Origin of the sequence: Desulfoglaeba alkanexedens ALDC, from assembly GCF_005377625.1 — a bacterium.
GTDB classification, from domain to species: Bacteria; Desulfobacterota; Syntrophobacteria; order Syntrophobacterales; family DSM-9756; genus Desulfoglaeba; species Desulfoglaeba alkanexedens.
In genome coordinates this window covers 1,583,613-1,608,002 of sequence record NZ_CP040098.1, presented here as the reverse complement: position 1 = coordinate 1,608,002, position 24,390 = coordinate 1,583,613, and the positions used below count along the sequence as shown (strand labels likewise).

The 24,390-nt window shown below is 56.7% G+C and carries 23 protein-coding genes and 3 pseudogenes; 20 read left to right on the top strand and 6 right to left on the bottom strand.

Going from position 1 to position 24,390, the window contains the following annotated elements:
* Positions 1–69: 69 nt before the first annotated feature.
* The 3 genes from FDQ92_RS07345 to FDQ92_RS07335 are packed head-to-tail and all read right to left on the bottom strand — an operon-like array spanning position 70 to position 2,009.
* Positions 70–942 (bottom strand): energy transducer TonB, encoded by an 873-nt coding sequence (locus FDQ92_RS07345; RefSeq protein WP_246041929.1) that lies wholly within the window; start codon positions 940–942, stop codon positions 70–72.
* 35 nt (positions 943–977) lie between these two features.
* Positions 978–1,388, bottom strand: a complete 411-nt coding sequence (locus FDQ92_RS07340; RefSeq protein WP_137423971.1) for an ExbD/TolR family protein — start codon at positions 1,386–1,388, stop codon at positions 978–980.
* Positions 1,389–1,394: 6 nt separating this feature from the next.
* The gene (locus FDQ92_RS07335) at positions 1,395–2,009 is read right to left on the bottom strand and encodes a MotA/TolQ/ExbB proton channel family protein (RefSeq protein ID WP_137423970.1); all 615 of its coding nucleotides are present in this window, start codon (positions 2,007–2,009) and stop codon (positions 1,395–1,397) included.
* Between the two features lie 1,176 nt (positions 2,010–3,185).
* Between FDQ92_RS07335 and FDQ92_RS07330 the strand changes: the two genes are divergently transcribed.
* From FDQ92_RS07330 to FDQ92_RS07310, 4 genes and pseudogenes are all read left to right on the top strand, one after another.
* Positions 3,186–4,547: a TrpB-like pyridoxal phosphate-dependent enzyme gene (locus FDQ92_RS07330; RefSeq protein WP_137423969.1), complete on the top strand. Its 1,362-nt coding sequence runs from the start codon at positions 3,186–3,188 to the stop codon at positions 4,545–4,547.
* Positions 4,548–4,691: 144 nt separating this feature from the next.
* Positions 4,692–4,955: a hypothetical protein gene (locus FDQ92_RS07325; protein ID WP_137423968.1), complete on the top strand. Its 264-nt coding sequence runs from the start codon at positions 4,692–4,694 to the stop codon at positions 4,953–4,955.
* Between the two features lie 109 nt (positions 4,956–5,064).
* Positions 5,065–6,049, top strand: a pseudogene (locus FDQ92_RS15455) (SphA family protein).
* Between the two features lie 583 nt (positions 6,050–6,632).
* On the top strand, positions 6,633–8,606 hold the full coding sequence (locus FDQ92_RS07310; RefSeq protein WP_137423967.1) for a methyl-accepting chemotaxis protein: 1,974 nt from the start codon (positions 6,633–6,635) through the stop codon (positions 8,604–8,606).
* Positions 8,607–8,641: 35 nt separating this feature from the next.
* Here the strand turns inward: FDQ92_RS07310 and FDQ92_RS16205 are convergent, their stop codons facing one another.
* Positions 8,642–9,403: a sigma 54-interacting transcriptional regulator gene (locus FDQ92_RS16205; protein WP_211341400.1), complete on the bottom strand. Its 762-nt coding sequence runs from the start codon at positions 9,401–9,403 to the stop codon at positions 8,642–8,644.
* A 337-nt stretch (positions 9,404–9,740) separates the two neighbouring features.
* Between FDQ92_RS16205 and FDQ92_RS07300 the strand changes: the two genes are divergently transcribed.
* The 15 genes from FDQ92_RS07300 to FDQ92_RS07235 all read left to right on the top strand — a co-directional run bounded on the left by FDQ92_RS07300 (position 9,741) and on the right by FDQ92_RS07235 (position 22,699).
* Positions 9,741–10,616, top strand: coding sequence for a radical SAM protein (locus FDQ92_RS07300; RefSeq protein ID WP_137425750.1), 876 nt, complete (start codon positions 9,741–9,743; stop codon positions 10,614–10,616).
* A gap of 498 nt (positions 10,617–11,114) precedes the next feature.
* The gene (locus tag FDQ92_RS07295) at positions 11,115–11,645 is read left to right on the top strand and encodes a hypothetical protein (RefSeq protein WP_137423965.1); all 531 of its coding nucleotides are present in this window, start codon (positions 11,115–11,117) and stop codon (positions 11,643–11,645) included.
* Positions 11,646–12,657: 1,012 nt separating this feature from the next.
* The gene (gene urtA / locus FDQ92_RS07290) at positions 12,658–13,836 is read left to right on the top strand and encodes an urea ABC transporter substrate-binding protein (RefSeq protein ID WP_342780368.1); all 1,179 of its coding nucleotides are present in this window, start codon (positions 12,658–12,660) and stop codon (positions 13,834–13,836) included.
* 59 nt (positions 13,837–13,895) lie between these two features.
* Positions 13,896–14,789: an urea ABC transporter permease subunit UrtB gene (gene urtB, locus FDQ92_RS07285; protein WP_137423963.1), complete on the top strand. Its 894-nt coding sequence runs from the start codon at positions 13,896–13,898 to the stop codon at positions 14,787–14,789.
* Positions 14,790–14,799: 10 nt separating this feature from the next.
* Positions 14,800–15,882, top strand: a complete 1,083-nt coding sequence (gene urtC, locus FDQ92_RS07280) for an urea ABC transporter permease subunit UrtC (protein WP_425457271.1) — start codon at positions 14,800–14,802, stop codon at positions 15,880–15,882.
* Positions 15,883–15,884: 2 nt separating this feature from the next.
* Complete coding sequence (gene urtD / locus FDQ92_RS07275; RefSeq protein WP_246041872.1) at positions 15,885–16,646, top strand: urea ABC transporter ATP-binding protein UrtD; 762 nt, start codon at positions 15,885–15,887, stop codon at positions 16,644–16,646.
* On the top strand, positions 16,633–17,325 hold the full coding sequence (gene urtE / locus FDQ92_RS07270) for an urea ABC transporter ATP-binding subunit UrtE (RefSeq protein ID WP_137423960.1): 693 nt from the start codon (positions 16,633–16,635) through the stop codon (positions 17,323–17,325). Before urtD ends, urtE begins: the two co-directional genes overlap by 14 nt.
* Positions 17,326–17,341: 16 nt before the next feature.
* Positions 17,342–17,668: a P-II family nitrogen regulator gene (locus FDQ92_RS07265; protein WP_137423959.1), complete on the top strand. Its 327-nt coding sequence runs from the start codon at positions 17,342–17,344 to the stop codon at positions 17,666–17,668.
* 19 nt (positions 17,669–17,687) lie between these two features.
* Complete coding sequence (locus FDQ92_RS15685) at positions 17,688–17,990, top strand: urease subunit gamma (protein ID WP_170180239.1); 303 nt, start codon at positions 17,688–17,690, stop codon at positions 17,988–17,990.
* A 30-nt stretch (positions 17,991–18,020) separates the two neighbouring features.
* Positions 18,021–18,389 (top strand): urease subunit beta, encoded by a 369-nt coding sequence (locus FDQ92_RS15680; protein WP_170180238.1) that lies wholly within the window; start codon positions 18,021–18,023, stop codon positions 18,387–18,389.
* 37 nt (positions 18,390–18,426) lie between these two features.
* The gene (gene ureC / locus FDQ92_RS07255; protein WP_211341424.1) at positions 18,427–20,109 is read left to right on the top strand and encodes an urease subunit alpha; all 1,683 of its coding nucleotides are present in this window, start codon (positions 18,427–18,429) and stop codon (positions 20,107–20,109) included.
* Positions 20,110–20,111: 2 nt separating this feature from the next.
* A complete protein-coding gene (locus FDQ92_RS07250) occupies positions 20,112–20,549 on the top strand; it encodes an urease accessory protein UreE (protein WP_137423957.1) in 438 nt (145 codons plus the stop codon).
* Complete coding sequence (locus tag FDQ92_RS07245) at positions 20,542–21,234, top strand: urease accessory protein UreF (protein WP_137423956.1); 693 nt, start codon at positions 20,542–20,544, stop codon at positions 21,232–21,234. Before FDQ92_RS07250 ends, FDQ92_RS07245 begins: the two co-directional genes overlap by 8 nt.
* Positions 21,235–21,243: 9 nt before the next feature.
* Complete coding sequence (ureG, locus tag FDQ92_RS07240; protein WP_137423955.1) at positions 21,244–21,858, top strand: urease accessory protein UreG; 615 nt, start codon at positions 21,244–21,246, stop codon at positions 21,856–21,858.
* Positions 21,833–22,699, top strand: a complete 867-nt coding sequence (locus tag FDQ92_RS07235; RefSeq protein WP_137423954.1) for an urease accessory protein UreD — start codon at positions 21,833–21,835, stop codon at positions 22,697–22,699. Before ureG ends, FDQ92_RS07235 begins: the two co-directional genes overlap by 26 nt.
* A 71-nt stretch (positions 22,700–22,770) precedes the next feature.
* Here the strand turns inward: FDQ92_RS07235 and FDQ92_RS15675 are convergent.
* Both FDQ92_RS15675 and tnpB read right to left on the bottom strand, forming a co-directional pair.
* Positions 22,771–23,061, bottom strand: a pseudogene (locus FDQ92_RS15675) (transposase domain-containing protein); the annotation flags it as partial.
* Between the two features lie 166 nt (positions 23,062–23,227).
* A pseudogene (tnpB, locus tag FDQ92_RS16480) lies at positions 23,228–23,314 on the bottom strand (IS66 family insertion sequence element accessory protein TnpB); the annotation flags it as partial.
* 448 nt (positions 23,315–23,762) lie between these two features.
* On the opposite strand from tnpB, the gene FDQ92_RS07220 reads away from it, so the two are divergent.
* Complete coding sequence (locus FDQ92_RS07220; protein WP_137423952.1) at positions 23,763–24,362, top strand: TetR/AcrR family transcriptional regulator; 600 nt, start codon at positions 23,763–23,765, stop codon at positions 24,360–24,362.
* The last annotated feature ends 28 nt before the right edge of the window (positions 24,363–24,390 follow it).

Genomic DNA, 24,390 nt, shown 5'->3' with positions numbered 1-24,390 from the left:
TAAAACGGACCGTTGCGGTGGGCTTCGAGCACGTTGTCTCAGGCGCGGATCGGTGAGATCTTGATCCCTTCATGAAAGCTCAAAGACGATGCCGATTTCCACAACCAGAGAATGCCGCAGTTGTTCCTTGGGAAACTCTGGAAACGGTGCCGCTTGTCGCACGGCCTCCAAGGCCGCTTTGTCGAGAAGAGGAATTTTGGAACTCTTGGCCACCTCAAGCTGGTCGACCGACCCGTCGGGGCGGATGGCGAAGCGCACCGTCACCCGTCCTTCCATGTGGCGGCGTCTCGCCGCGAAAGGATACTGCTTGGACTGGTCGATTCTTCGACGAACCTGCGCCAGAAAACTGCGAATGCCATCCTCGTTTGAAGTCGGATTTCCGGCTGGTTTGAGGGAGTCGGGCACGCCCGCGCGGTTTGAAGTCGGATCTCCTGGCGGTCTGGGGGAGTCCGGCGCGCCGGCCGCAGGTTGCGCCGGGGCTGCTGGGTCAGCCGGGGGACGTTCCGGCGCGGAGGCGGCCGGTTCGGCTATCGCAACTCTGGATTTTGGCACCGGCTTGGGCTTTGGCACCGCTTTGGGCTTTGGAGCGGGCTTCGGCTGAGGCCGCACTTCGGGGATGGTCACCGGTTTTGACGTTTCGGGTTTACAAACCGGCTCAGGCGGCTGACGCGGCGGCTCGGGAAGATCCGGTTCGACCGGTTGCACGTCCGGCAATTCAAGGCGTCGCGCAACGGGCGGAGCCTTCATGGCGATGCCCTTGGGTGGCGGTTCGTTCGAGGTGTTGCGTTCCGCCGGTGCCGCAAGTTCCAGCTCGATGATCTGAAGCGGCGGGCTTGGCGAGGGGTGCGGTCCCGCGAATAAAATCAGAACGTGCAGCGCCACAGAAATGAAAATGAAAGCCCAGAGGAGACGATCCGGTGGTCCGCCGTCATCCACCTTCACCAAAACAGCCTCCTGTGTGCGTCCGGCGGCTTTGTTCACGGCCGCGGCCTCTCGGTGGCCAGACGCAGGCGTGATGCGCCGGCCGCTCTGATCACGTCCATGACTTGGACCACCCGGTCCAAAACCAGCGTCCGATCGGCCTTGACAACGATCCCCGTCTCGGGAGCGGTCTCAAGGCGGTTCTTGAGGGCGTCCAACAGTTCGTGGAGCGCGACGGAACGGGAGCCCAGGAACACGGTGCCGTCGGAATCCACAACCACCGTGAGCTCCTCCTCTTCCGCGGCGGGCTGCGACGTGGCCTGGGGAAGCTGCACCCGGATCCCGTCTTCCGCCATGAAGTTGGTGGTGAGCAGAAAATAGATGATTAGGAGAAAAACGATATCGATGAGAGATGTCAGCGGGGCCTCGACCCCGGTCCGCGCTCTCCGCTTTCGATGAACCAACATCGGGGATCACTCTCCCAGAGCCTTGGCAAGACTCTTTGAAAACCGAACCACACCATCATAAAGGCGCGCTTCGTACCGGTCCACTCGACTCGTGAGATAACTGTGGGCCACCATGACCGGCAGGGCCACCGAAAGCCCCAGGGCGGTCGTCAGCATGGCTTCCCAGATGCCTCCCGCAAGAACCGAAGCGTCCACTTTGCCGCCCAGCCGTTCGATGGCCATGAAGGCCTTGATCATGCCAGTGACCGTCCCCAGAAGCCCCAGGAGCGGGGCGATGGTGCCAATGGTGGCCAGAGCCTGAAGGTACCTGGAAAGCTGGTGGACCTCTGCTTCGATTCCATGGAGGAGCACGGTCTCCACGATCTCCCAGTCTTTTCCTGCCATTTCCAGTCCCTGGCGCAGCACCCGGCCCATGGGAGACTCGCTTTCCCGGGCGGCCCGGCGGGCACCTTCCCAGTCTTTGGCTTGAACGTACTCCGCAACGCGTTCCGCCACGTGTCGGCCTCGCTTCAGAAGGATCGCAAATCGCACCATTCTTTCGAGAAAGATCGCCAGGGCCAGCACCGAGCACAGCAGGATGGGGACGACCAAAGGGCCGCCCTTTGCGAGGAACGCGATCACGGAATACCTCCGTTCTGCTCAGGGATCATGTCGGTTGTGCCGGATGCACTTGCGGTTGCAGGAGCGATCCACCGTTCCGTCTCCATAGGTGTCCCGCCGAACCTCCTCGGCTCGGGCGATACTACAGGCCCAAACGGACACCACGAAAACAGCCGGAAGGGAGCAGGTACAACATCGCATCCAGGTCGGCGCTCCAATCGGCTGATAACGCATGGAGTTCATCCAAACAAAAAAGCCACCCACGCCGAATCCTCCATAGCGGTTTCGACCTTCGTGGCCTCTCTTTCCAAATCGTTTGGAAGCGGTTCCCGGTGCCTTCGTGGCGTCCGATGTATACCCGAAGATGTTTCTGCCTGTCAAGGCGCCATGAACTTGTCCGGCAGGGTTTACGCCTCCAACGTATGGCGATTACGCTTCTCGGCGGTGTGCATCAAGTGGTCGAGAGTCTGCCATCCAGATTCCGCCTAAAACCGCTCCAGACCGCCGCTTTCGAAGTCGATCCGATATCCGTCGATGGCGGGGAGTGATGCCGAGCATGTGAGCGATGGGTGCAGATCTTTTGCTTCTTGTTCCCAAGCTCCAGCTTGGGAACACAACTGTGCAGAAGCTCCAGCTTCGGTGAGGCCGTTCCCAAGCCAGAGCTTGGGAACGACGGGAAAAACCACTTCGAGATCCTGGCGAGCTCCCTAGAAAGACAGCGCGTTTCAGCTGTAGTACGAGGGAAGCTGGAGCTTCCCGGGCAGGGCGTTCCCAAGCTGGAGCTTGGGAACTAGGGGAAGCGCAGCTGATGCGCTTGCTGCTTCAAGGCCATCTGTGGATGGATGGTACCGGGTTCGCACCGACCGGGGCGCGGCCCGAGCGATGGAAGGCGCTGGAATCGGGGGGGGGGGGAGGGAATCCGGGCCCTGTTGGGCCATTTTCTTGCTTGACAGATCTTTTGCGTCTGTATTAGGAGAGTGTGAAAAATATCCTGAGGTTGGATGGATCCAATGATGTGCAATTGCGCGATCGAGTCTTTTTGGTGGTGGCAGGCGATGTGGTGAGCCTGTCCACAAGACTCCGTCGCGACAGGATCGGGCCGAGAGCCGTGGGCGAGGTGAAGCGTTCCCTACGGCTCTTTTTTTTGTGTGTCGGAGGGTTTAATCCAGGGCTCCGCAAACGACAGGAGGACGCCACATGGATCAGGTGAAGGTGAATCTGGAGGACCGCGAGATACCCAGGCAGTGGTACAACATCCAGGCGGATCTTCCCACGCCCATGAAACCGCCGCTTCATCCGGGAACGGGAAAGCCCATACGCCCGCAGGATCTGGCGCCGGTCTTTCCCATGAACCTCATCGAACAGGAAGTGTCCACCGAACGGTGGATCGATATTCCATCGGAAATACTGGAAAAGTATCTTCTGTGGCGCCCGACGCCCCTCTATAGGGCCCGGAACTTCGAAAAGCTTCTGGATGCCCCGGTACGCATCTATTACAAAAACGAAGGCGTGAGTCCGCCGGGGTCTCACAAACCCAACACGGCGGTGGCTCAAGCTTATTACAATAAAGTCTTCGGCATTGAAAGACTTTCGACAGAAACCGGCGCCGGCCAGTGGGGAAGCGCTCTCAGCATGGCCTGCCAGATGTTCGGCTTGAAGTGCCGGGTCTTCATGGTGCGGGTGAGTTTTGAACAGAAGCCCTATCGGCGGCTCATGATGTCCGCGTGGGGGGCGGAATGCCTTCCGAGCCCCAGCGACCGGACGGCGGCGGGGCGGAAAATCCTGGCCGAAAACCCCGATTCGCCGGGAAGCCTTGGGATCGCCATCAGCGAAGCCATAGAAGATGTGGTGGGCGATGAAAAGGCGCGCTATTCGCTGGGCAGCGTGCTCAACTACGTGATCCTGCACCAGAGCATCATCGGCCTGGAAGCTCACAAGCAGATGGAAAAGATCGGCGAGTATCCCGACGTGGTCATGGGATGTGCGGGCGGCGGCAGCAATTTCGCCGGGATCGCCGTCCCCTTCGTCCGTGACAAAATTTACGGCAAAGAAGTTCGTATCGTGGCCGCCGAGCCCACATCGTGTCCGACCCTTACCAAAGGGCCTTTCGCCTACGATTTCGGGGACACGGCCATGACCACCCCGTTGCTTCCGATGTATACCCTGGGCCACGATTTCCTGCCGCTGCCCATTCACGCCGGCGGACTCCGTTACCACGGCATGGCTCCCATCGTAAGTCACCTGGTGAAGGAGGGCCTCGTGGAAGCCCGCGCCCTCGACCAGATCGAAGCGTTTTCTTCGGGGGTTCAGTGGGCTCGAAGCGAGGGATTCATTCCCGCCCCCGAAACCAACCACGTCATCGCCGCCGTGGTGCAGGAAGCCAAGCGGGCCAAAGAAGAGGGCAAGGAAAGGGTGATTCTTTTCAACTGGAGCGGCCACGGCATCATCGACCTCGCGGCCTACGACGCCTTCCTTTCGAATCGGCTCACACCGTACGAACTGCCGGACGAAGAGATCCAGCGGGCCCTCAAGACCCTCGAAGGGCTCCCCAAGCCGTGAACACGTCCGATGAAGCCGGGCGCACTTGGACGCCCGGCTCGGAAACCGCGGCCGTTTCACGAAAGCGGCCCTTCCTCCTACCGGCTCTCGTGTCCCGCGGAACAACATGTCCTGCGGACCAAGAGGCTTTTTGAGGAGCGAACCATGCAGGATCGGCTGAAGATCCGGTGCCCCAAGTTGGGAGGTGAAGTATCGTTGGACTACTGCCTCCAGGAGGGTGGCGATCTGCCCTGTTCCAGAATCATCGTCTGCTGGCAGGCTCGCCTTCCAGTGGAGCGGCTCCTTCGCGAGAGGCTTTCTCCGGAGCAGTGGGACCGCTGCTTCAACCGACCTCCCAAGGACAAGGTCGTGAGCCTGGTGGAACTGGTCGAAGCGGCCAAGGAGAGACTGCAAGCGGGCGAAGAATGATCGGGATCTTCCGGGTGTTGCCTCCCGGAGATCGGATCCGGTCCGGATCGGCCATGGCGTCGACCGGCATCCGAACCACTCAATTCAAACCGTTAAATGATGGAGACCCATGCATCGATTGGCCTTGCCCTGGTACCGCCGCTTCTTGCTTTGCGCAGCATCGTGCCTCCTGTCCCTTTCCCTGCTCGGTGGCGGTCCTGTACTGGCCTATCACCTTCCGGCCCTGAACCTGGGGTTTACGAGCTTCTTGGACGGCGGTCCGCCCGCGGGTCCGGGATTCTACTTTACCCAGTACATTTAGTATTACCGGTCGGAAAAATTCACCGACGAAGACGGTGACGCTCTGCTGCCCTCTGCCGCCGACGAAAAGCTCGATACATGGGTCAGCCTCACCCAGTTCATCTACCAGTCGAACCAAGCGGTCCTTTTCGGAGGCAAATGGGGGCTGGACGTCATCATCCCCTACGTGTCCCTGGACCTGGATCTCGGCCTTCCCATCCCCATGGAAGACAACGGGAGCGGTTTCGGAGACCTCCTGGTCGGTCCGTTCCTCCAGTGGGACCCCGTCATGGGGAAGAAGGGGCCCGTTTTCATGCACCGGATCGAACTGCAGATGATCTTCCCCACCGGCAAGTACGACGACGACAAGGAGCTCAACCCCGGGAGCAACTTCTTTTCCTTCAATCCCTACTGGGCGGCCACCGTCTTCTTCACCCCCAACTGGACGGCTTACTGGCGGCTGCACTACCTGTGGAATGCGGAAAACCATGACCCGAACCGCGGCTTCGGTGACGCTGACGACACCCAGACCGGGCAGGCGATTCATGTCAATTTCACGAGCGCCTACGAAGTCCTGGAAAAGAGGCTGCGGCTGGGGATCAACGGCTACTACCTGAAGCAAGCAGATTTCGGACACTCAAGTAGACGGAGACGACCTTTCCGACAGCCGCGAAGAGGTCTTCGCCATCGGCCCCGGTGCCGTGTTTCACTTGAGCCCGCAGACGCACTGCTTCTTGAACACCTATTTTGAAACAGCGGCGGAAAACCGCCCGGAGGGCTACCGGCTGAATTTTCGACTGGTGCAACATTTTTAGCATATCAAGCAGTCGCTGGGCTCTGGAGGGGCGAGCCTCCGCTGCGCGACCGAATCTCCATCCGAGGAGGCAGGCTTCAAGCTCGCCTTTTCCGCTCCCGCCGCTTTTCCCTCAGCCGCCTGACCGAATCCGGACCCCCCACTTCTCCCGTAAAGTTTCCGGCGGTTTTTGCCGTATGGCAACGAGAAACCGGTCCCCACGCCGCGGGCGGTGAAGGCAACGCCTTCACGGCAGCCGGATCATCGACCGGACGGCGCAGGTCGGATTCCCACCGGATTCCGTGACGTCCGCAACCTCGTCGAGGCAGGCTGGAGCGGCATCGACGTGCAGCTCAAACGCCGGGCGCACCTGATCTCCAACCTCTTGAGCCGGAAAGACGCTGCCGTTGCCGACGGGTTGAGCGCCGGCGAAAAGAGACTGGTTTCGGTCCTGCTCAAGCAGGAACCCGTTCTGGGCGCAGTGGCGGGGGCGGAAGCAGTTGGTGAGGGGGCGACTGTCTCAAAAAGGCTTTGGAAAAGGTGTGGTTGCTCGGGCACATGGAAACTTTTAGGGGATCCCTGGCTTTTCTTACGGAGGTAGTTCAATGAGGGTAGGCGGACAATGGACGATCGGCAGGAGAATCGTTGCGCTGGCGGCGTTGCCTCTGATGGCGGTGTTCGGCTTTGCGGGGGTTCAGATGAGGGACAAGGTACGGGACGTGGCCATCGAAGAGCGGATGGACGCCAATGTCCGGCTGATGGCCGAAACATCGCGGACCCTCACGGCGCTTCAGAAGGAGCGGGGGTTGTCGGCCCTCGAGCTTTCCGGGGAAGACGTGAAGGCGCAGCTCCAAACTCAGCGCGGGGAAACCGACCGGGCATTCGCCTCCCTTTCGGAACTCCTGGATGAGGCCACCATCGCCGAAGAAGCCAAGCGCGAGCTGCGCGCGGCCCGGGAAAACCTCGGCCGGCTGAGAGACGAGGTGGACCGGCGGATGGCCGCCGGCGAAAGCTTCAAGGCTTATTCGCAGATCGTGGGAACCCTGCTCGACGTGGAAAAGGCGTGCTGCAATGCCAACACTACCAAGGGTATTGGCAAGCGGCTGGTGACGATCTCCCTTCTGGATTTCGCAAAGGAAAACGCGGGCAGGCTCCGGGGATTCGGATCCTCGGTGCTGGCCCGAAAGAAGCCGCTCACCGACGGTGAGACCAGGGCGCTCATAGAATACCGCGGCGCCTTTCGCGCGAGCCTCGCCAGCCCCGCCATGGTCCTGTCGAAGAAGGGAGAGGACCAGCTCGCACGCGTTCAGGCGCAGCCGCACTGGAACGAAAGCGAACGGCTGTTTCTCGACATCCTTCATGGATCGAGGGACGGGACGTTCGAGGTGGACGCCCATGCCTTCTTTCAGGTTCTGTCGCAGGTGATTCAGGATCTGGACACGGTCATCGCATCGGAATTGGCCGATACCGTGCGGAGCGTTGAGACGATCCGCGCGGCGTCGGTGCGGGCGCTGTGGATCTCCTCGGGGGTCCTCGCCGTGCTGCTTCTGACCATGCTTGTGGTCTTCTTCGTATCCAGAAGGAGCATCATCGGAACCCTGGCGCGGGCCGTCGCGGTGTTTGAGCGTAGCGCTGGGGACCTGCAGACCTCCACCATGGAGGTCGCGGTTTCGGGGACGAGACTAGCCGACGGCACCGCCCGCCAGGCCGCATCCCTGGAAGAAATCGCTTCCGCCATGGAAGAGATGACCTCCATGGTTCGACGGAACACGGAAAGCGTGAAGCAGTTGGATGGCCTCGCGAATCTGACCGCGGCGAGTATGAAAACGAGCCACAAGTCGCTGAAGCAGACCGCTCAAGCCATGTCGGAGGTTTCAACGACGGGCGCCGAAGCGAGCAAGATCATCAAGACCATCGATGAAATCGCCTTCCAGACCAATCTCCTGGCGCTGAACGCCGCAGTGGAGGCCGCTCGAGCCGGAGAAGCCGGGGCAGGCTTCTCGGTGGTGGCTGAAGAAGTCCGAAGTCTCGCTATGCGCGCGGCCGACGCCTCCAGAAGCACTCAGAACATCATCGGGGAAATGATCCAGCAGGTGGATAACGGCGGGAAACTCATCGGCGAAACCCTAACATCCTTCATCAAGATGGGTGAAGACGCCAAGTCCGTGACGAATCTGGTGAAAGAAATCGCTGACGCCAGCGCCGAACAGCAGAAGGGGATCGAGCAGATCAATTCGGCCATCCAGGAGTTGGACAGTGCGGTACAGCAGAATGCGGCCAGTGCCGAAGAGACGGCGGCGGCTTCCGAGGAAATGAAGGCCCTTGCGGCCCAAATTCTCGACGAGGCCCGGGAGTTGGGAGACCTGGTCGTGCGTTCGAAAAGGGAAGAGGCTTTGGGCGGGGTTCCGCTGTCTTCCAGGCGGGAGAAACGCACCGGGGCTTCGGGATCACGGGCGAAAGCCGTCGATGACCGAACGGCTTCCCGGCCCGATGCATCCCCGAGGTCGTCGGAGAGTGGTCCGCTTTTCGTCCGAAAGGAGACACCGGCGGGGGCGGCCCCGGATTTCGATGATTTCTGATCGTTGTCGCCGGCGGAGCCGCCCGTCCCGGCGCTTCAGGGACGGGAGGCCGCGGCCACGATCCGCTTGAGGTCGATCCCATGACGCTTCATGCGGTTCCACACGGTGACCCGGCTTACGCCGTGGATACTTGCGGCCTCGCTTTGATTGCCGCCGGCCTGCTTGAGAGCGCGGATGAGCTGGGTTTTTTCTTCTCCGCCCGGCTGTAAGGCGGCCACCGGCTCGGCCTGGGGCGGCACGTAAGGGGTCCCGGTGACGGGCGCCGGAAGATGTTCGGGCCGGATGAGCCCGGTTTCAGCGATGACGAAGGCGTATTCCAGCGTTCCTTTCAACTCCCGCACGTTTCCCGGCCAGGCGTGATTCATGAACCGCTGCATGGCTTCAGGCCTTAAACCCGTGATGGACTTCCCGCTCTTCTTTCGAAGCCTTCGGATAAAGGTATCCACCAGCAGCGGGATGTCCTCCATCCGCTCGCGAAGCGGCGGGAGATGGATGGGGATCACGTTGATGCGGAAGAAAAAGTCTTCGCGGAATCTGCTTTCGGTGACCAGCCGATAAAGGTTTCGGTTGGTGGCGGTGATGATGCGGACATCCACCGAAATCGGCCGGTGATCCCCGACCCGTTCAATCTGCTTGCTTTCCAGCACACGCAGCAGTTTCACCTGGATGGACAGGGGCACGTCCCCGATCTCGTCCAGAAAGAGGTCACCGCCGTTGGCCGCCTCGAACCGCCCTTCCCGGTGGGTGTAGGCGCCGGTGAAAGCGCCTTTGACGTGACCGAACAGTTCGGTTTCCAAGAGAGATTCGTTGAGCGCCGCACAGTTGAGTTGAATGTAGGGGCGGTGTCTGTCACTAAAATATTATTCTGACCCGTAACATCGCGGTTCGCTTGCGCTCCGATTCCGCCTCGGCGCCCCAACCGCTATATCGAATATCCAGATATCCTGCGGTCCATTGACGCCCCAAGCCCGTTTGCGCTATATTCTTTTCTCAAAAGAGCGAATTATTAACACGTCATCTCAATTGCAGCGGGCGGCCAAGGCCATGCCCTGAAAAAAGCGAAGCCTCGGATGTCTCGGCGCCAATGTGGCATTTGGCCAATCCGCAGAGAGAAAGAAGAGCAACAGAGAGAGCATGCACTATGAAGGCCCGATATACCGCCCTCCAAGCGAGGCAGACAGCCTGCTGATCCAAGCTACCGTAGGTTGTCCGCACAACAAGTGCACCTTCTGCATGGTCTACAAGAAGGGTCCGCCATATAAAGTGCGTCCGGTGTCTGATATTAAGGCTGATCTCGAGGAGGCTCGACGCGATTATGGCGGTGGGATCAGGAGTATCTTCTTCCCGGCAGGCAACACCATTGCCATGCCCACGGAAGATCTGGCCGCCATCTGCATCCATGCTCACGCGCTTTTCCCGCATCTTGAACGCATCACCGTATACGGCTCCTCGCAATACATTCATCGCAAAGGATTGTCTGATCTGATCAAACTCAAACAGGCTGGTTTGACCCGCATCCATGTGGGCCTTGAAAGCGGAGATGATGTCGTTCTTCGACGGATCAAGAAAGGGACTACGGCCCAAGAGCAGATCGAGGCGGGGCAATGGGTGATGGCGGCGGGAATCGAGCTGAGCGAGTATGTCATGATCGGCATCGGCGGAAGGGAGAGGAGTCGGGAGCACGCCCTGCTCACGGCGAAGGCCCTGAATGCCATCAATCCCGATTTTATCCGTATCCGGACATTTCTCCCCAAGATCAATACGCTTCTCCTCCACCAGATCCGAAGCGGCCGATTCCAGGTGCTCAGTCCTCACGAAGCCCTCCGCGAATCAGCGGAGATCATTCGGAATCTGGACGTCACCTCTCAGGTGGTCAGTGATCACTACACCAATTATGTGGATGTCCACGGCAAAATGCCCCAAGACCAGCACAGGATGCTCAGGACTATTGAAAGCGCCCTCCAAATGGGCGAAGAGATGTTCCGACCTGTATATGTAGGGACCCAATAAATACTGACCGTACATCAGAAATTTGGAAACTGTAAATGTCAAACGCAGTTAACCAGCCTACAGGGCGAAGAGCGGATGGCGCGCTGAATCAGGGTCCCTCTCGTGAAGTGAGCAATAATGATAACTTCGGGGACTATCTCCATTGCAGCCTGGCCTCCTCACATTAATCCAGGCTACGTTACCCCGAGTTGCCGCCGCTGTTCAGGAGATTATTGAGATCTCACGTCATATTTTTCAGTTTCGATATTTCTCTTATACACAATCTCCATAACATCAAAACAGTCGTGCTATGGTTATTGGCAACCTGATGCTGGCCAAGTGATTTTTCATTCGATCTCCCCTTGACCAGGGGGTGCCGGTTAGTATGGTAGCGGTCAGTACACGGATTGACTAGGAGCCGTCCCGGATAAACCGAGATTGGGTAAAACAACAAGTTCGCGGCATAGAGGACAGTAGCCGTGGCGGATGTCGAAATCGTAAAATATGAGGCAGAATATTATGTATAGCGAAATGATATCGGGACTTGGCGTTATTGCATCCATAGTAGTTGCCTATCACACGGCTAAATATTCTTTCAATTCAGAAATAAAGAAAAACAAATCGCTACTAATTTCAGCATGCATAAGGTTTTATAATGCAACTGTGAATTGCGTAGATAATGGCAATATAAAAAAGGACAAAACTACAAAGGAAATTTATATCTCAGAACTCAAGGAAATTAAAAGAACAATAGAACTGTTCTTGGGTTCTCAATACTATTCGGAATCATACCGCCAGATTCCAGAGGCGAGCATTGTTGTGACGCAACTTAATCATGAAATATATTATCACGAAAAAGTAGAAAAAGATCTGGCACTAAATGAAAGAACTATAGAATTATTTAGCAAAATGTATGAAAAATTACGCTGCAAGAAGCTTAAGGAGTCGAAAGATTTCCTAAAAGAATTAGACGGTATCAAAAGTGCTTTTGACAAGAAAATTATCGCGAACAACTTACTGCACGGGAGCGCAAAAAACAGCGCCCCGTGAGCAATGCGTTTGCGGGACGCTGCGCGTCCCGCAAACGCCGCCGCGCCTGTCTTTATACGCTTGCCCGTCCCACGAAGACAACTCCTTACCAGGAAGACAACCGCCGGAGATGGTCCTTTTCGGTTATCACTCGCCTCTATTCCTGGTCCATTTTAGGCTGTCAAAACCAACTGTTCCGGCACCAAATTGTAACGACAGGGCTCCCGGCTCTTGGGTAAGTACAAAATCGTTTCAATATTCTTGAGTCTGTAGGGTTCTCATCGCGCTTCCCCTCTTCCCGATACCATAACTCACCTTATTAATCCGCTTGGTTACATAGAAAGACTCCGGTTGCCCCCGCCCCTGGCACGCCTCTTGAGAGAAACGGGTCCCGAGGCCATCTGAGCGTTCACCAAAACACGGGATGCACCGTCATGCTCCAATTCTTTGTGATCAAGTGGGAGGTTCCAATGAACCGATGAGGTCTTTTCTTTGATAAGAAAATGCGGAAAACCATCATCCCGGGGGGGTTGGCTGGGCAACCGGGTCCAGGGTTGGACGTCAGCCGGGCTGGTGATGAGCGCAGCCACAGCCCTTGCCGAGGAAATGCCTCCTGCGGTGAACGCCGCAGACACGGCGTGGCTGCCGCTGTCCACGGCGCTCGTTCGGGAGACGTCTCCTTTACTACCAACAAGTTCAACAAAATATTTTGGTAGCGTAGAAAATAATAGACCTAATATTTGATGCCAAATTCTATTTCCCCTCCCCTTGTGGGAGGGGATTAAGGGGAGGGGAATGTAACTGATTGACATACATTGATTTTCTCACCCTCACCCCAACCCTCTCCCATCAAGGGAGAGGGGGATTTTTTGACATTCGTTAACCTTTTTGCTTACGGTCTCCACTTTAGAACCCTACGAATATTTTAACCTCATTTCCCCGGAGAAGGCGGGAAATCAATCTGATCAAGGAGGTCTTTAAAATGGTGAATAGTCGCATAGTGGGAAGGATGGCAGGGGTAATACTGACCGTCATGTTTGTCCTGTCACTTGGAATGGGGAACATCGCCTTTTCGGCGGAACCGATAAAAGTCGGGGTGCTGCATTCTCTCAGCGGCACCATGTCGATCAGCGAGGTCGCGGTGAAAGACGCAACATTGATGGCAATAGAGGAGATCAACGCAGAAGGCGGGCTCCTGGGCAGACGGATCGTGCCGATCATCGAGGACGGAGCTTCGGATTGGCCGACCTTCGCGGAGAAGGCCAAAAAACTGATATGGAAGGATAAGGTGGATGTGGTTTTCGGGTGCTGGACCTCGGCAAGCCGCAAGGCGGTGCTGCCGGTCTTTGAAAAGGCAGACCACCTGTTGTTCTACCCCGTCCAGTATGAAGGACTGGAGGCGTCGAAGAACATAGTCTATACAGGGGCAGCCCCTAATCAGCAGATCATGCCGGCGGTGACATGGCTCCTCAAACAGAACAAGAAGAAGATGTTCCTTCTCGGTTCGGACTACGTATTCCCCAGGACCGCAAATCTCATCATTAAGGCGCAGCTGAAAGCGGAAGGCGGAACACTTGTAGGCGAGGAATATACGCCCCTCGGCCACACCGAATACAGCACGGTCATAAACAAGATAAAGGCGGCAAAGCCGGACGTCGTTTTCAATACCTTGAACGGCGACAGCAACGTGGCCTTTTTCAAGCAGCTTCGGGCGGCAGGCATTTCCGCCGAAGATATTCCCACCATGTCGGTGAGCATCGCAGAAGACGAGATCAGGGCAATCGGAGCCGACAACCTGGTCGGCCACTATGCCGCCTGGAACTACTTTATGAGCATGAAGACACCGGAAAATGAGACGTTCGTGAAGAACTACAAGGCAAGATACGGTGCAAACCGGGTAACCGACGACCCTATCGAAGCGGGTTACTTCGGCGTGTACCTGTGGGCGGAAGCAGTCAAGAAGGCAGGGACCACCGATGTTGCGAAAGTCAGGGAAGCGGTGAAGGGCATCTCCTACAAAGCACCGGAAGGACTGGTGACCGTAAGCAAGATCAACAACCATACGTCGAAGCTTGTACAGATCGGGAAGGTGAGAAGCGACGGCCAGTTCGATATCGTCTGGACCTCGGGCAAGGTCGTGGAACCCGACCCCTTTCCCGCTCTCGTATCAAAGAAGAAAGTCCTTGCCCCGGGCAAGATAGTGGACGAGTAACGCACCGCAAGGGGGTGGGTTCCTCTCCTCCCCGCCCCCTTGCAGCCTAAGAGGCGTATATGGAAGTTTTTCTCTCCCAACTCTTTAACGGATTAAGCCTGAGCGCGATCCTTTTGCTTGTCGCCTTGGGTCTCTCCATCACCTTCGGGATCATGGGGGTGATCAATTTCGCCCACGGCGAATACCTGATGGTCGGGGCATACACCGCCTATGTGATGCAAAGACTGTCTCACGGGGATCAGACAGGCATCAGCTTCCTTTTGGCCCTGCCCATTGCATTCGCCGTTGCCTATCTTCTCGGCCTGATCGTCGAAAAGCTCCTCATTCGTTTCCTTTATGGAAGACCGTATGAAAGCATTCTCGCCACCTGGGGCCTGAGCTTGATCCTCCAGCAGGGAGCGCGCAGTATTTTCGGGGCCAACAACGTGGAGGTCACGGCGCCGCACTGGCTGCAAGGCGGCATTCAGCCCCTCGACGGCTTTCAGCTTCCCTACAACAGGATATTCATCCTGTCCCTGGCCGTTTTTGCCGTAGCGGGCATGTATTTTTATGTCAACCGTTCTTCGAGCGGAAGGAGAATGCGGGCAGTCATGCAAAACAGGGATATGAGCGCCTGTATGGGCATCAAGATAAGAAAGGTTGACTCTCTTACCTTTGCCATCGGATCGGGCATCGCAGGGGTCGCGGGTTGCGCGGTGAGCCTGCTCGGATCAATCGGTCCCTCCACGGGCCAGAACTATATTGTCGACGCATTCATGGTGGTCGTGCTCGGGGGTGTGGGCAGTCTGTCCGGCACCATTGCGGGGGCGCTGATGATAGGCCTCACGAATCCGCTTTTTGAATATGTGACTACGTCGAGTATGGGAAAGGTGATCGTCTTTACCCTGGTAATCATCTTCCTCCAGTGGAGGCCTTCGGGACTCTTTGCGATAAAAACAAGGGCTTTGGATTGAGGTCGGCATGATGACGAAGACAATTCTTCACTTTCTGTCCGGTGGTAAAAACGCCTTTTCCTTCCTCATCTTCTGCGCGGTCCTTCTCGTCCTGCCTCTTGTGCTTTCCGATTTCCGCCTGAACCTTCTTGGAAAATTCCTCTCCTTCGCCATCGTTGCAATCGGGATAGACCTCATCTGGGGCTATACGGGCATACTGAGCCTCGGGCACGGTGTGTTCTTCAGTCTCGGCGCCTATGCCATGGGCATGTACCTGAAACTCCAGTCGGAGAGCCTGCCCGATTTCATGATGTGGAGCGGATTAACAGAGCTTCCCTGGTTCTGGAAACCCTTTTCGCACGCCTGGTTTGCCCTCCCCATGGCTGTCCTGGCGCCTGTCGTCCTTGCCGTCATCATCGGAATCCCCACCTTCACGGCGCGGATCAAGGGACCCTATTTCGCTATCCTGACCCAGGCCCTGGCCCTTGTATTTTCCATCCTGTTCATCGGGCAGCAGCCCTATACGGGCGGAACCAACGGGATCACCAATTTTCAGGACGTCTTCGGCTATTCGTTGTCCGAACCGTCGACCATGCGCGGTCTTTATATAGTCACCGCGATAATCCTGATGCTTGTCTTCCTCTTTGCAAAATGGCTCGTATCCACGCAGATGGGCAGGATCTTCATCGCTATCAGGGATGGTGAGAACCGCCTCAGGTTCCTCGGATACAACACGACCCTTTTCAAAGTCGCCGTCTTTTCCCTGTCCGCCTGTCTTGCCGGTCTCGCAGGCGCCCTTTACGTGCCGCAGGTCGGCATCATCTCGCCGTCCATGATGGGGATCCTCCCTTCAGTCGAAATGGCGATATGGGTTGCGGTAGGAGGCCGGGGGAACCTTGCCGGCGCTGTTCTCGGCACACTCGCGGTGAATTTTGCAAAAACGTACCTGAGCGAGACGTTTCCCGACAGTTGGCTCTATTTCCAGGGCGCCTTGTTTGTCGCCGTCGTGCTCCTGTTCCCGCAGGGCATAATCGGCCTCCTGGACAGGTTCAGGAGCGGACACGGCAGGGCCGCACTGCGTAAGAAGGCTCCGGCGCCGGTGGCGAGGGGATGACCATGGCAATAGTGCAGGCAAACCGTGTTTCGGTCGATTTCAGCGGCTTCAAGGCCCTTAATAAAGTGAACTTTTACATGGACACCGGAGAGCTCCGCTTTCTTATCGGGCCGAACGGTGCGGGGAAGACAACGCTGCTGGACGTTATCTGCGGGAAGGTGAAGCCGACCGAGGGCGAGGTATTGTTCGGGGATAATATCGATATCGGGAAACTGAGCGAATACCGCATTGCGCGATGCGGGGTGAGCAGAAAATTCCAGACGCCGTCGATCTTCGAAAATCTTACCGTTTTGGAAAACATGGAGCTTTCACTGAAGAGCGGGCGCGGCCTGGTCTCTTCCTGTTTTCGCAAACCCGACAGTGCGGCGCGGGACCGGATTCATGCAGTGCTCCGGAACGTTGATCTTGATGAAAAGGCCGACCAGAAGGCCGGATACTTGTCTCACGGTGAGAAGCAATGGCTCGAGATCGCCATGACAATCATGCAGGAGCCGAAACTCCTCCTTGTCGATGAGCCGGTAGCCGGCATGACCGGGCGGGAAAGGAACAGGACCGGGGAAATCCTGATGGAAATCGCAGAAGAACGATCGGTGCTCGTGGTGGAACACGATATGAATTTCGTAAAGAGGTTCGCAAAGACGGTCACCGTACTGCACGAAGGAAGAGTCCTTTGCGAGGGGACTTTCGAAGAGGTCAGCAACGACCCGACCGTGATCGACGTGTACCTGGGAAGAGGCGGGGAGGCGGAAAATGCTTTCCATTAAGAATATCACAAGCGCCTACGGAGAAACGGTGATCCTGAGGGACGTCGATATCGAGATCCCCAGGGGTTCCGTTGTCGCTGTGATGGGCCGCAACGGCGTCGGAAAGACGACGCTGCTCAAGACAGTGATGGGCCTGATCCGTCCTCTGAAAGGCGCCATTACCTATAACGGCCGCGACATCACCCATTTGAGACCGGAGGCAAGGGCGCTCGAAGGGATCGGCTACGTTCCCCAGGGCCGGGAAATATTCCCGTTCCTAACCGTTGAAGAGAACCTTGTGGTCGGGCTGGAAGCGCGGGGGAAGAAGGCTGCGGTGCCGGAAGGGATTTTTGCGCTGTTTCCGGGGCTCAGAGATATACAGAACAGGAAAGGCGGCGACCTGAGCGGCGGCCAGCAGCAGCAGCTTGCCATAGCGCGCATCCTGATAACGGAACCGAAACTGCTCCTTCTCGACGAGCCGACCGAGGGCATACAGCCGTCGATTGTCTTCGAGATAGAGAACACCATACAATTCATCAAAGAGCAGGGGAAGCTATCCATTCTCCTTGTGGAACAATACATGGAGTTTGCGCTGAGGCTTGCCGATTTCTGCTACGTCATGGAAAAAGGATCGATTGCCTTTCACGGCAATGTCGGGGAGCTCAGCAGGGACGATATAAAGAACCACATGGCTATTTGAAAAAGGGGATCTGACAATGAAAATGATCGTTGCCATCCTGAGACCGGACAGATTGAAGGGTGTTGAAGACCGACTTAAGGAAGCAGGCTTCCCCTCGCTGACGGAATTCAGCGTGAGAGGCAGAGGCAGGCAGAAAGGCATTACCATCGGCGACATGCACTATGAAAAGCTGCCGAAATCCTGTCTTCTCATAGCGGCAAAAGACGGGGACGTGAAGACAATTACGGGCATCGTTACCGATGCGGGAAAAACCGGTCACATAGGAGATGGAAAGATCTTCGTCATAGATGTCGAAGAAGCGATTCGCATACGAACCGGGGAACAGGGGGAAGCGACCCTGTAGTGACCAGAGGAGAGCGCACATGAGATTCTCCGAGAGGGAAAAAGAGAAACTTCTCATTTATACGGCTGCGATGCTCGCAAGAGACCGGATGGCCAGGGGCTTGAAGCTGAACCATCCCGAGGCGATCGCGGTGATCACTGCGGCAGTTCTCGAAGGCATACGGGACGGCAGAAAGGTCGCTGACCTGATGTCCTACGGTGCGACAATACTAACGAAAGACGACGTGATGGAAGGTGTGCCGGAAATGATCAGGGAAATCCAGATAGAGGGCACTTTTCCGGACGGCACAAAGCTCGTCACAATTCACGACCCCATACGGTGACATAAAACTCCAACAGTGGCGAGGAGGTCCATGATACCGGGAGAATACATCATCAAAGACGGTGAGATCGAGCTCAACCGGGGAAGACGAACTGCAAAACTCATGGTTGGCAACACCGGCGACCGCCCCGTGCAGGTGGGCTCACATTTCCATTTCTTCGAGGTGAACAAAGAACTCGTCTTCGACCGCAGTCAGGCCTTTTCCATGAGGCTCGACATTCCCGCGGGGACGGCGGTCAGGTTCGAACCGGGGCAGCAGAAAGAGGTCTCTCTTGTCGAATTCGGCGGGGCCAAAACGGTTTACGGCCTTAACGGGCTCACCAACGGGCCTCTGGACGACGAATCGGTAAAAGACCGTGCCTTGCAGGCGGCCCGACAAAAAGGCTTCGGAGGTGCATGAGGTGGGAATACGAATCGGCAGGAAACAATATGCGGATATGTTCGGCCCGACCACAGGGGACAGGGTTCGTCTCGCCGATACCGAGCTTTTCATAGAGATCGAACAGGATCTTACCGCCTACGGCGACGAGGTGAAATTCGGCGGAGGCAAGGTGATCCGCGACGGCATGGGGCAATCGCCCACCGCCACCCGAAAGGAAGGAGTTCTCGATGTGGTCATCACCAATGCGACCATACTGGACCACTGGGGTATCGTCAAGGCGGATATAGGCATCAGGGACGGAAAGATATGGGGCATAGGCAAGGCAGGCAACCCGGATCTCATGGATGGCGTGACCGCCGGGATGGTCGTCGGTGCATCCACCGAGGTCATTGCCGGGGAAGGACTTATTGCGACCCCCGGAGGGATCGATACGCACATTCACTTCATCTCCCCCCAGCAGATCGAAACCGCCATCGAATCGGGGATTACGACCATAATCGGAGGGGGCACGGGGCCGGCGACCGGAACAAATGCGACCACGTGCAGCCCCGGCGAATGGAACATCCATCGCATGCTCGAATCCGTCGAGGCCTTTCCCCTGAATTTCGGCTTTCTCGGTAAGGGCAACTGTTCCACTGCCGACCCCTTACGCGAACAGATCGAGGCAGGGGCCATCGGGCTCAAGCTGCATGAGGACTGGGGTTCTACCCCGGCGGCTATCGATACGGCCCTTTCCGTTGCGGAGGAGTATGACGTCCAGGTTGCAATCCACACGGATACCCTGAACGAGGCAGGCTTCGTGGAAGAGACCCTTTCAGCATTCAAGGGAAGGACCATTCACACGTACCATACGGAAGGGGCAGGCGGCGGGCATGCGCCCGATATCATCAGGGCGTGCGGGGAGGCGAATGTCCTTCCCTCATCGACCAACCCCACCATGCCTTTCACGGTCAATACCATGGACGAGCACCTGGACATGCTCATGGTGTGCCATCACCTCGATCCCCGCATTCCGGAGGATGTGGCCTTTGCCGACTCACGCATCCGGGCGGAAACCATAGCGGCCGAGGACATCCTTCACGATATGGGGGCATTCAGTATGATGTCCTCCGACTCGCAGGCCATGGGGCGGGTCGGAGAAGTGATTATCAGGACCTGGCAGACCGCGCACAAAATGAAGCTGCAGAGGGGCAAACTTCCGGGTGACGAGACGGACAATGATAACCTCCGGGCCAAAAGGTACGTGGCCAAGTACACGATTAATCCTGCCGTCACCCACGGGATATCCCGGTACGTCGGCTCGCTCGAGAAGGGAAAGCTTGCCGATATCGTTCTTTGGGAACCGGCCTTCTTCGGCGTAAAACCGGCGATGATCATAAAGGGCGGCTTTATCGCATATGCTCAGATGGGCGACGCCAATGCCTCCATCCCCACCCCTCAGCCGCTCATGATGCGACCCATGTTCGGCGCGTTCGGTCGTGCGCCCGCCACAACATGCCTGACCTTTCTTTCAAAGGCCGCCATCGAGGCCGGTGTCCACCGTCGCCTGGGGTTGACCAAAGAGGCGGCATTCGTGAGCAACTGCCGGGCGATCGGCAAGAAAGACATGATAAACAACGACTGTCTGCCCGCAATAGAGGTGGATCCAGAAACGTACGTCGTCAAAGCGGACGGGCAGATCCTGACGTGCGGGCACGCCCTGGAGCTGCCGCTCACCCAGAGGTATTTCCTGTTTTAGCCATGATTATCATAGAAGAGATCGACAAGAACCGGGCGATTCCCGCACAGGCCGAACACGATGTCATTGTGATGGGCTGGGAAGACAGAAGACGAACCAGGCAGCGCGTACGGACGCTGAAGGGAAGAGAATGCGCGATCGCTCTGCCCACGGGGACCGTCCTCGGTGACGGCGAGGTAGTGTACGTGGAGCCTGACTTTTACATTTCCATAGAGGCAAAAGAGGAGGACCTACTTGTGGTGCCCCTCCGTGATCCGACTTCGGCGGCGGCCCTGGGATATGAAATGGGCAACAGGCACCTTCCCGTTTCGATCAGCCACGGCTCTCTGGCGACACCGTATGATCGCCTTATCGAAGAGTGGCTTTCGAAATCGGGTGTTCCATACGAACGTAGAAAAGGCAAATTCGAGCCCGTAAGGATGGTGCATCACCATGGATGAGCATGAAGCGTTTCTCACTGCGCTCCAGATCGGCGATTCGTTCTTCCCGTCCGGTGCGTTTGCCTATTCCTCCGGCCTCGAGACGTATGTGTTCGACGGCCGGGTCGCTGACAGGGTAAGTCTCACCGCCTTCATCGAGTCGTACCTCGTCGGTCTCGTGGCCCGCTGCGATCTCCTCTTCGTCAAGCTTTCCCATACGGCGTCATGCAGGCCCGATCCGGACGAGATAGGCAGGCTCGACCATCTCCTTCACGCCATGAAGCTGCCGGCCGAGCTGCGTGCGGCGAGCATGCAGATGGGAAGACAATTTCTGCAGGCAATGGCCGGTCTTTACCCTTCTTCCGTTCTTCAATCGCTTCTACGCAACCTGGAAGCCCGCAACCTCGACGGACATCATCCGGTAATATTCGGCGCCGTTTGCGGCGCAACGGGAATAAAGACAGAGACCACGTTGCTTACCTACCTGTATTCCACGGTCAGCTCGCTCGTCAGCGCAGGGGTAAGATTGATACCTTTGGGCCCCAGTGACGGACAGCTTGCGATAAATCACCTGAAGCCCCTCATCGCCCGTATCGCGAAGGAAGCGGAGCATCTCGGGGAAGAGGACATCGCCGGCTTTGCTCCGGCCGTTGAGATACGGTCGATGCAACACGAACACTTGCCTGTGCGGCTATTCAAATCATAGGGGTCGAGAATGAAAAAACCCGTAAAGATTGGGGTCGGCGGCCCGGTGGGGTCCGGTAAAACGGCGCTCATTGAAAAACTGTGCCGGGTCCTGACGCCCCAATTCTCCATCGCGGTCGTCACAAACGACATCTATACCAAGGAAGACGCCGAATTCCTCATACGGGCGGCCGTGCTGCCAAAAGAGCGGATAGTGGGCGTCGAGACCGGAGGCTGTCCGCACACGGCCATAAGGGAGGATCCTTCTCTTAACCAGGAGGCCATACGTTCTCTCGTCGAGACCTTCCCTGATCTGGATATACTCTTTGTCGAAAGCGGAGGCGACAATCTGGCCGCAAGTTTCAGCCCTGAGCTTGTGGACTGTTGGATCTACGTCATCGATGTATCGGGCGGTGACAAGATCCCCCGGAAAGGAGGTCCGGGAGTCACGAAATCAAGCCTCCTCGTAATAAACAAAACAGACCTTGCGCCCCTGGTGGGCGCCGATTTGGCTGTCATGGAAAGGGATGCGGAAAAGATGAGGGGAAAAAGGCCTTCAGTCTTTACAAACCTTAAAAGCGGCGAAGGCTTGGAAGCGGTCGTCAGGTGGATAAAAGAAGATGTCCTTTTTCTCACCCGTACCTGACATCCCGCACGACACCCCCAACCTCCGCCTGGTTTTCAAAAAGGAAGGGAAAAAGACGGTTCTTGCCGAATCGTTCTCCCGAATGCCCTTTTGCGCCTTTCCGCCCTTCTACTCGGATGACGGCGGCTGTGCCTACACCTACGTCGTTAACCCCACGCCGGGCTATCTGGCCGGGGACCGGGTGGAGATCGATATATTACTCCAGCCTCATGCCCATGCATTCATCACCGCGCCTTCCGCCACAAAAATCCTTAAAACCGGCCCGAACCGTGCCGAGCAGACAACTCATATACATATCGCCGACGGGGCGATACTCGAGTATATCCCCTCATACGTGATCCCCTTTGCAGGCTCCCGGTTCAGGCAAAGGACGACAATACACATGGAAGAAGGATCGACGTGCCTTTCTCTCGATTGGTTCTCGACAGGGCGGATCAGCCGTGGAGAAAACCTTGCCTTCGAGGAATACGACAGTTCAACCATGGTCATTTACGGAGGGAAGCCGATCGTTTTCGATAGATTTCTGCTTCGGCCCCAGGACGAAGATTACTCGGCCCTTGGCAGGATGGAATCATACACCGTCTCAGCGCTCCTCTGTCTGGTACACGGAGGTCCCGGCCTGTCGAAATCCTTCTTGGAAGGCATGAGAGACCTGTTTCAGGACAAGGCTGCAGTCGGCGGCTTAAGCGCCCTCTCCGCAAGCGCTCTTACCGCAAGAATCCTCGGAGCGAACATCCCCTCCGTACAGAAGCCTCTCTTTCAACTAATAGGATTTATAAGGAAAAACCTGCCGGCGATCGAGGATAACAGCTTTCTTCACAGGGTTGTAAGGCTGCTCTGACTCCCAAGAATCCAGAATCAACGGGCACAGCCGAAAACTAGAAGCGGGTTTAAAGGTAAGCGTTTGGCGAACTACACGTAAGGATCGGCGAGCGCCAGCTGCTCGGGGGCAAGTTTCTGGGGGAGCAGGGCCGCGTATTGCTCATCGGTTTGGGCATGAGGGATCTTTGTAAACAGGAAGCGCAGGTAGGCGTAGGGTTCAAGCCCGCAAGCCTTGGCCGTTTCGATCAGAGTGGATAAGGTGGCGCCGGCGTGAGCCCCATTGGGGTGACCCGTGAAGAGCCGGTTCTTCCTGCCGACGACGAAGGTGCGAATGGCATTTTCCGCGGCATTGTTGTCGGGCGTAATGTGGCCATGCTCCACCGGCTCTCCGCTTTCTATTCCCTCGCAGCTTTTGCACGCATACTTGATGCGGATGTGGCGAATGACCTGGATCTTGAGTGAAAGCGCTCCTTCTCCAAACGCTTCTGCCAAAGACAAAATCCGTTGCCCCCCAGTACAGAATCTTGATTATGGTGCGGGCTCGGTTGCAGAAAACGAACCAATGCCCGGAAAACGGGTCCAACTCCAGATGTCCCTCCACCAACACCGACAAGCCATTGATGGCCTTGCGCATGTCGGTCCTTCCCGGAGCGAGGAACACGCGTGGGGTTATGGGCGAAGCCATCATAGCTGCATCAACACCCGGATGAGCCGATTCAGCACGCAAGGATCGAAGTCTTGGTGGATCTCGATCTGAGTGAGCCCGCTCGCCTCCCAGCGGCTCAGGTACTCTAACCAAAACCTTCGCTGAAGCGATTCCCTTCCTGCCCCGGACGGTCAAAGGGCGTGATCCAATCCGTAAGAAGGATGTCCGCCCCATCACCGCCGTCGCCCACTGGCACCGCCAGCGCAACCTGTGGAGGAAATTGACACTTCATATCTGATTCTTATCGGACTGACGGCCACAGGTGGGGTTTTGAAGTGGCCATCGGGGATTGCGACAAAAGTTACAAGGAAGCTTTGACAATTTTGGCCTAATGAACTAGATTCGATTTGTGGTCATTTCCTAAAGGATTTGAGCTATGGGGACAAAAAAGCGGAATACCTTCCGTGAGAGCATACTCGCTGCATCGAAAGAATTGTTTGCCCGCTTTGGTTTTAAGAAGACTGCGGTGGATGACATCGCCAAAAAGGCGCGGGTAGCAAAAGGCACGATCTACAATTATTTCCGAAGCAAGGAGGAAATTTACCGAACTATTTTGCAGCGAGAGGGCAAGATCATGATTGTCAAAATGCGTGAGGCGATGCGGGACCAGAAGACTGCACAATTAAAGGTAAGGGAGATGATCATTGCCAAGATCAAATATTATAAAAATTTGAGCTTCTTATACGAGATCAACCGCCAGCGGGCGGAGGATCTACTACCTTTTATAGAGAAAGAGCGGGCCGAGATCGCCAAACAGGAGTTGAACCTCATTAAGGAGATTCTGGAAGAGGGGGTGAACAACTCAGCTCTCCAGGCAATAAATATCCCTGCTACAGCAAAAGCAATCGCGGCGGCAATTAACGGGCTTGAATTTGGATGGACTCTGGAAATGGAGTTAGAGGGAGCAATCGCTGAGATAGACGATCTCCTTCAAATTCTTTTTCATGGCCTTGAGCTCCGTAACGCAAGGGAGTAATTTTTTTTACCTGCAAATGACCACACGA

What these genes read in the sequence shown, in the direction of transcription:
- FDQ92_RS07340 (WP_137423971.1), bottom strand. Translation starts at nt 1,388, where the DNA reads ATGTTGGTTCATCGAAAGCGGAGAGCGCGGACCGGGGTCGAGGCCCCG.
- FDQ92_RS07330 (WP_137423969.1), top strand. Translation starts at nt 3,186, where the DNA reads ATGGATCAGGTGAAGGTGAATCTGGAGGACCGCGAGATACCCAGGCAG.
- FDQ92_RS07325 (WP_137423968.1), top strand. Translation starts at nt 4,692, where the DNA reads ATGCAGGATCGGCTGAAGATCCGGTGCCCCAAGTTGGGAGGTGAAGTA.
- FDQ92_RS07310 (WP_137423967.1), top strand. Translation starts at nt 6,633, where the DNA reads ATGAGGGTAGGCGGACAATGGACGATCGGCAGGAGAATCGTTGCGCTG.
- FDQ92_RS07300 (WP_137425750.1), top strand. Translation starts at nt 9,741, where the DNA reads ATGCACTATGAAGGCCCGATATACCGCCCTCCAAGCGAGGCAGACAGC.
- FDQ92_RS07295 (WP_137423965.1), top strand. Translation starts at nt 11,115, where the DNA reads ATGTATAGCGAAATGATATCGGGACTTGGCGTTATTGCATCCATAGTA.
- urtA (WP_342780368.1), top strand. Translation starts at nt 12,658, where the DNA reads ATGTTTGTCCTGTCACTTGGAATGGGGAACATCGCCTTTTCGGCGGAA.
- urtB (WP_137423963.1), top strand. Translation starts at nt 13,896, where the DNA reads ATGGAAGTTTTTCTCTCCCAACTCTTTAACGGATTAAGCCTGAGCGCG.
- urtC (WP_425457271.1), top strand. Translation starts at nt 14,800, where the DNA reads ATGACGAAGACAATTCTTCACTTTCTGTCCGGTGGTAAAAACGCCTTT.
- urtD (WP_246041872.1), top strand. Translation starts at nt 15,885, where the DNA reads ATGGCAATAGTGCAGGCAAACCGTGTTTCGGTCGATTTCAGCGGCTTC.
- urtE (WP_137423960.1), top strand. Translation starts at nt 16,633, where the DNA reads ATGCTTTCCATTAAGAATATCACAAGCGCCTACGGAGAAACGGTGATC.
- FDQ92_RS07265 (WP_137423959.1), top strand. Translation starts at nt 17,342, where the DNA reads ATGAAAATGATCGTTGCCATCCTGAGACCGGACAGATTGAAGGGTGTT.
- FDQ92_RS15685 (WP_170180239.1), top strand. Translation starts at nt 17,688, where the DNA reads ATGAGATTCTCCGAGAGGGAAAAAGAGAAACTTCTCATTTATACGGCT.
- FDQ92_RS15680 (WP_170180238.1), top strand. Translation starts at nt 18,021, where the DNA reads ATGATACCGGGAGAATACATCATCAAAGACGGTGAGATCGAGCTCAAC.
- ureC (WP_211341424.1), top strand. Translation starts at nt 18,427, where the DNA reads ATGTTCGGCCCGACCACAGGGGACAGGGTTCGTCTCGCCGATACCGAG.
- FDQ92_RS07250 (WP_137423957.1), top strand. Translation starts at nt 20,112, where the DNA reads ATGATTATCATAGAAGAGATCGACAAGAACCGGGCGATTCCCGCACAG.
- FDQ92_RS07245 (WP_137423956.1), top strand. Translation starts at nt 20,542, where the DNA reads ATGGATGAGCATGAAGCGTTTCTCACTGCGCTCCAGATCGGCGATTCG.
- ureG (WP_137423955.1), top strand. Translation starts at nt 21,244, where the DNA reads ATGAAAAAACCCGTAAAGATTGGGGTCGGCGGCCCGGTGGGGTCCGGT.
- FDQ92_RS07235 (WP_137423954.1), top strand. Translation starts at nt 21,833, where the DNA reads ATGTCCTTTTTCTCACCCGTACCTGACATCCCGCACGACACCCCCAAC.
- FDQ92_RS07220 (WP_137423952.1), top strand. Translation starts at nt 23,763, where the DNA reads ATGGGGACAAAAAAGCGGAATACCTTCCGTGAGAGCATACTCGCTGCA.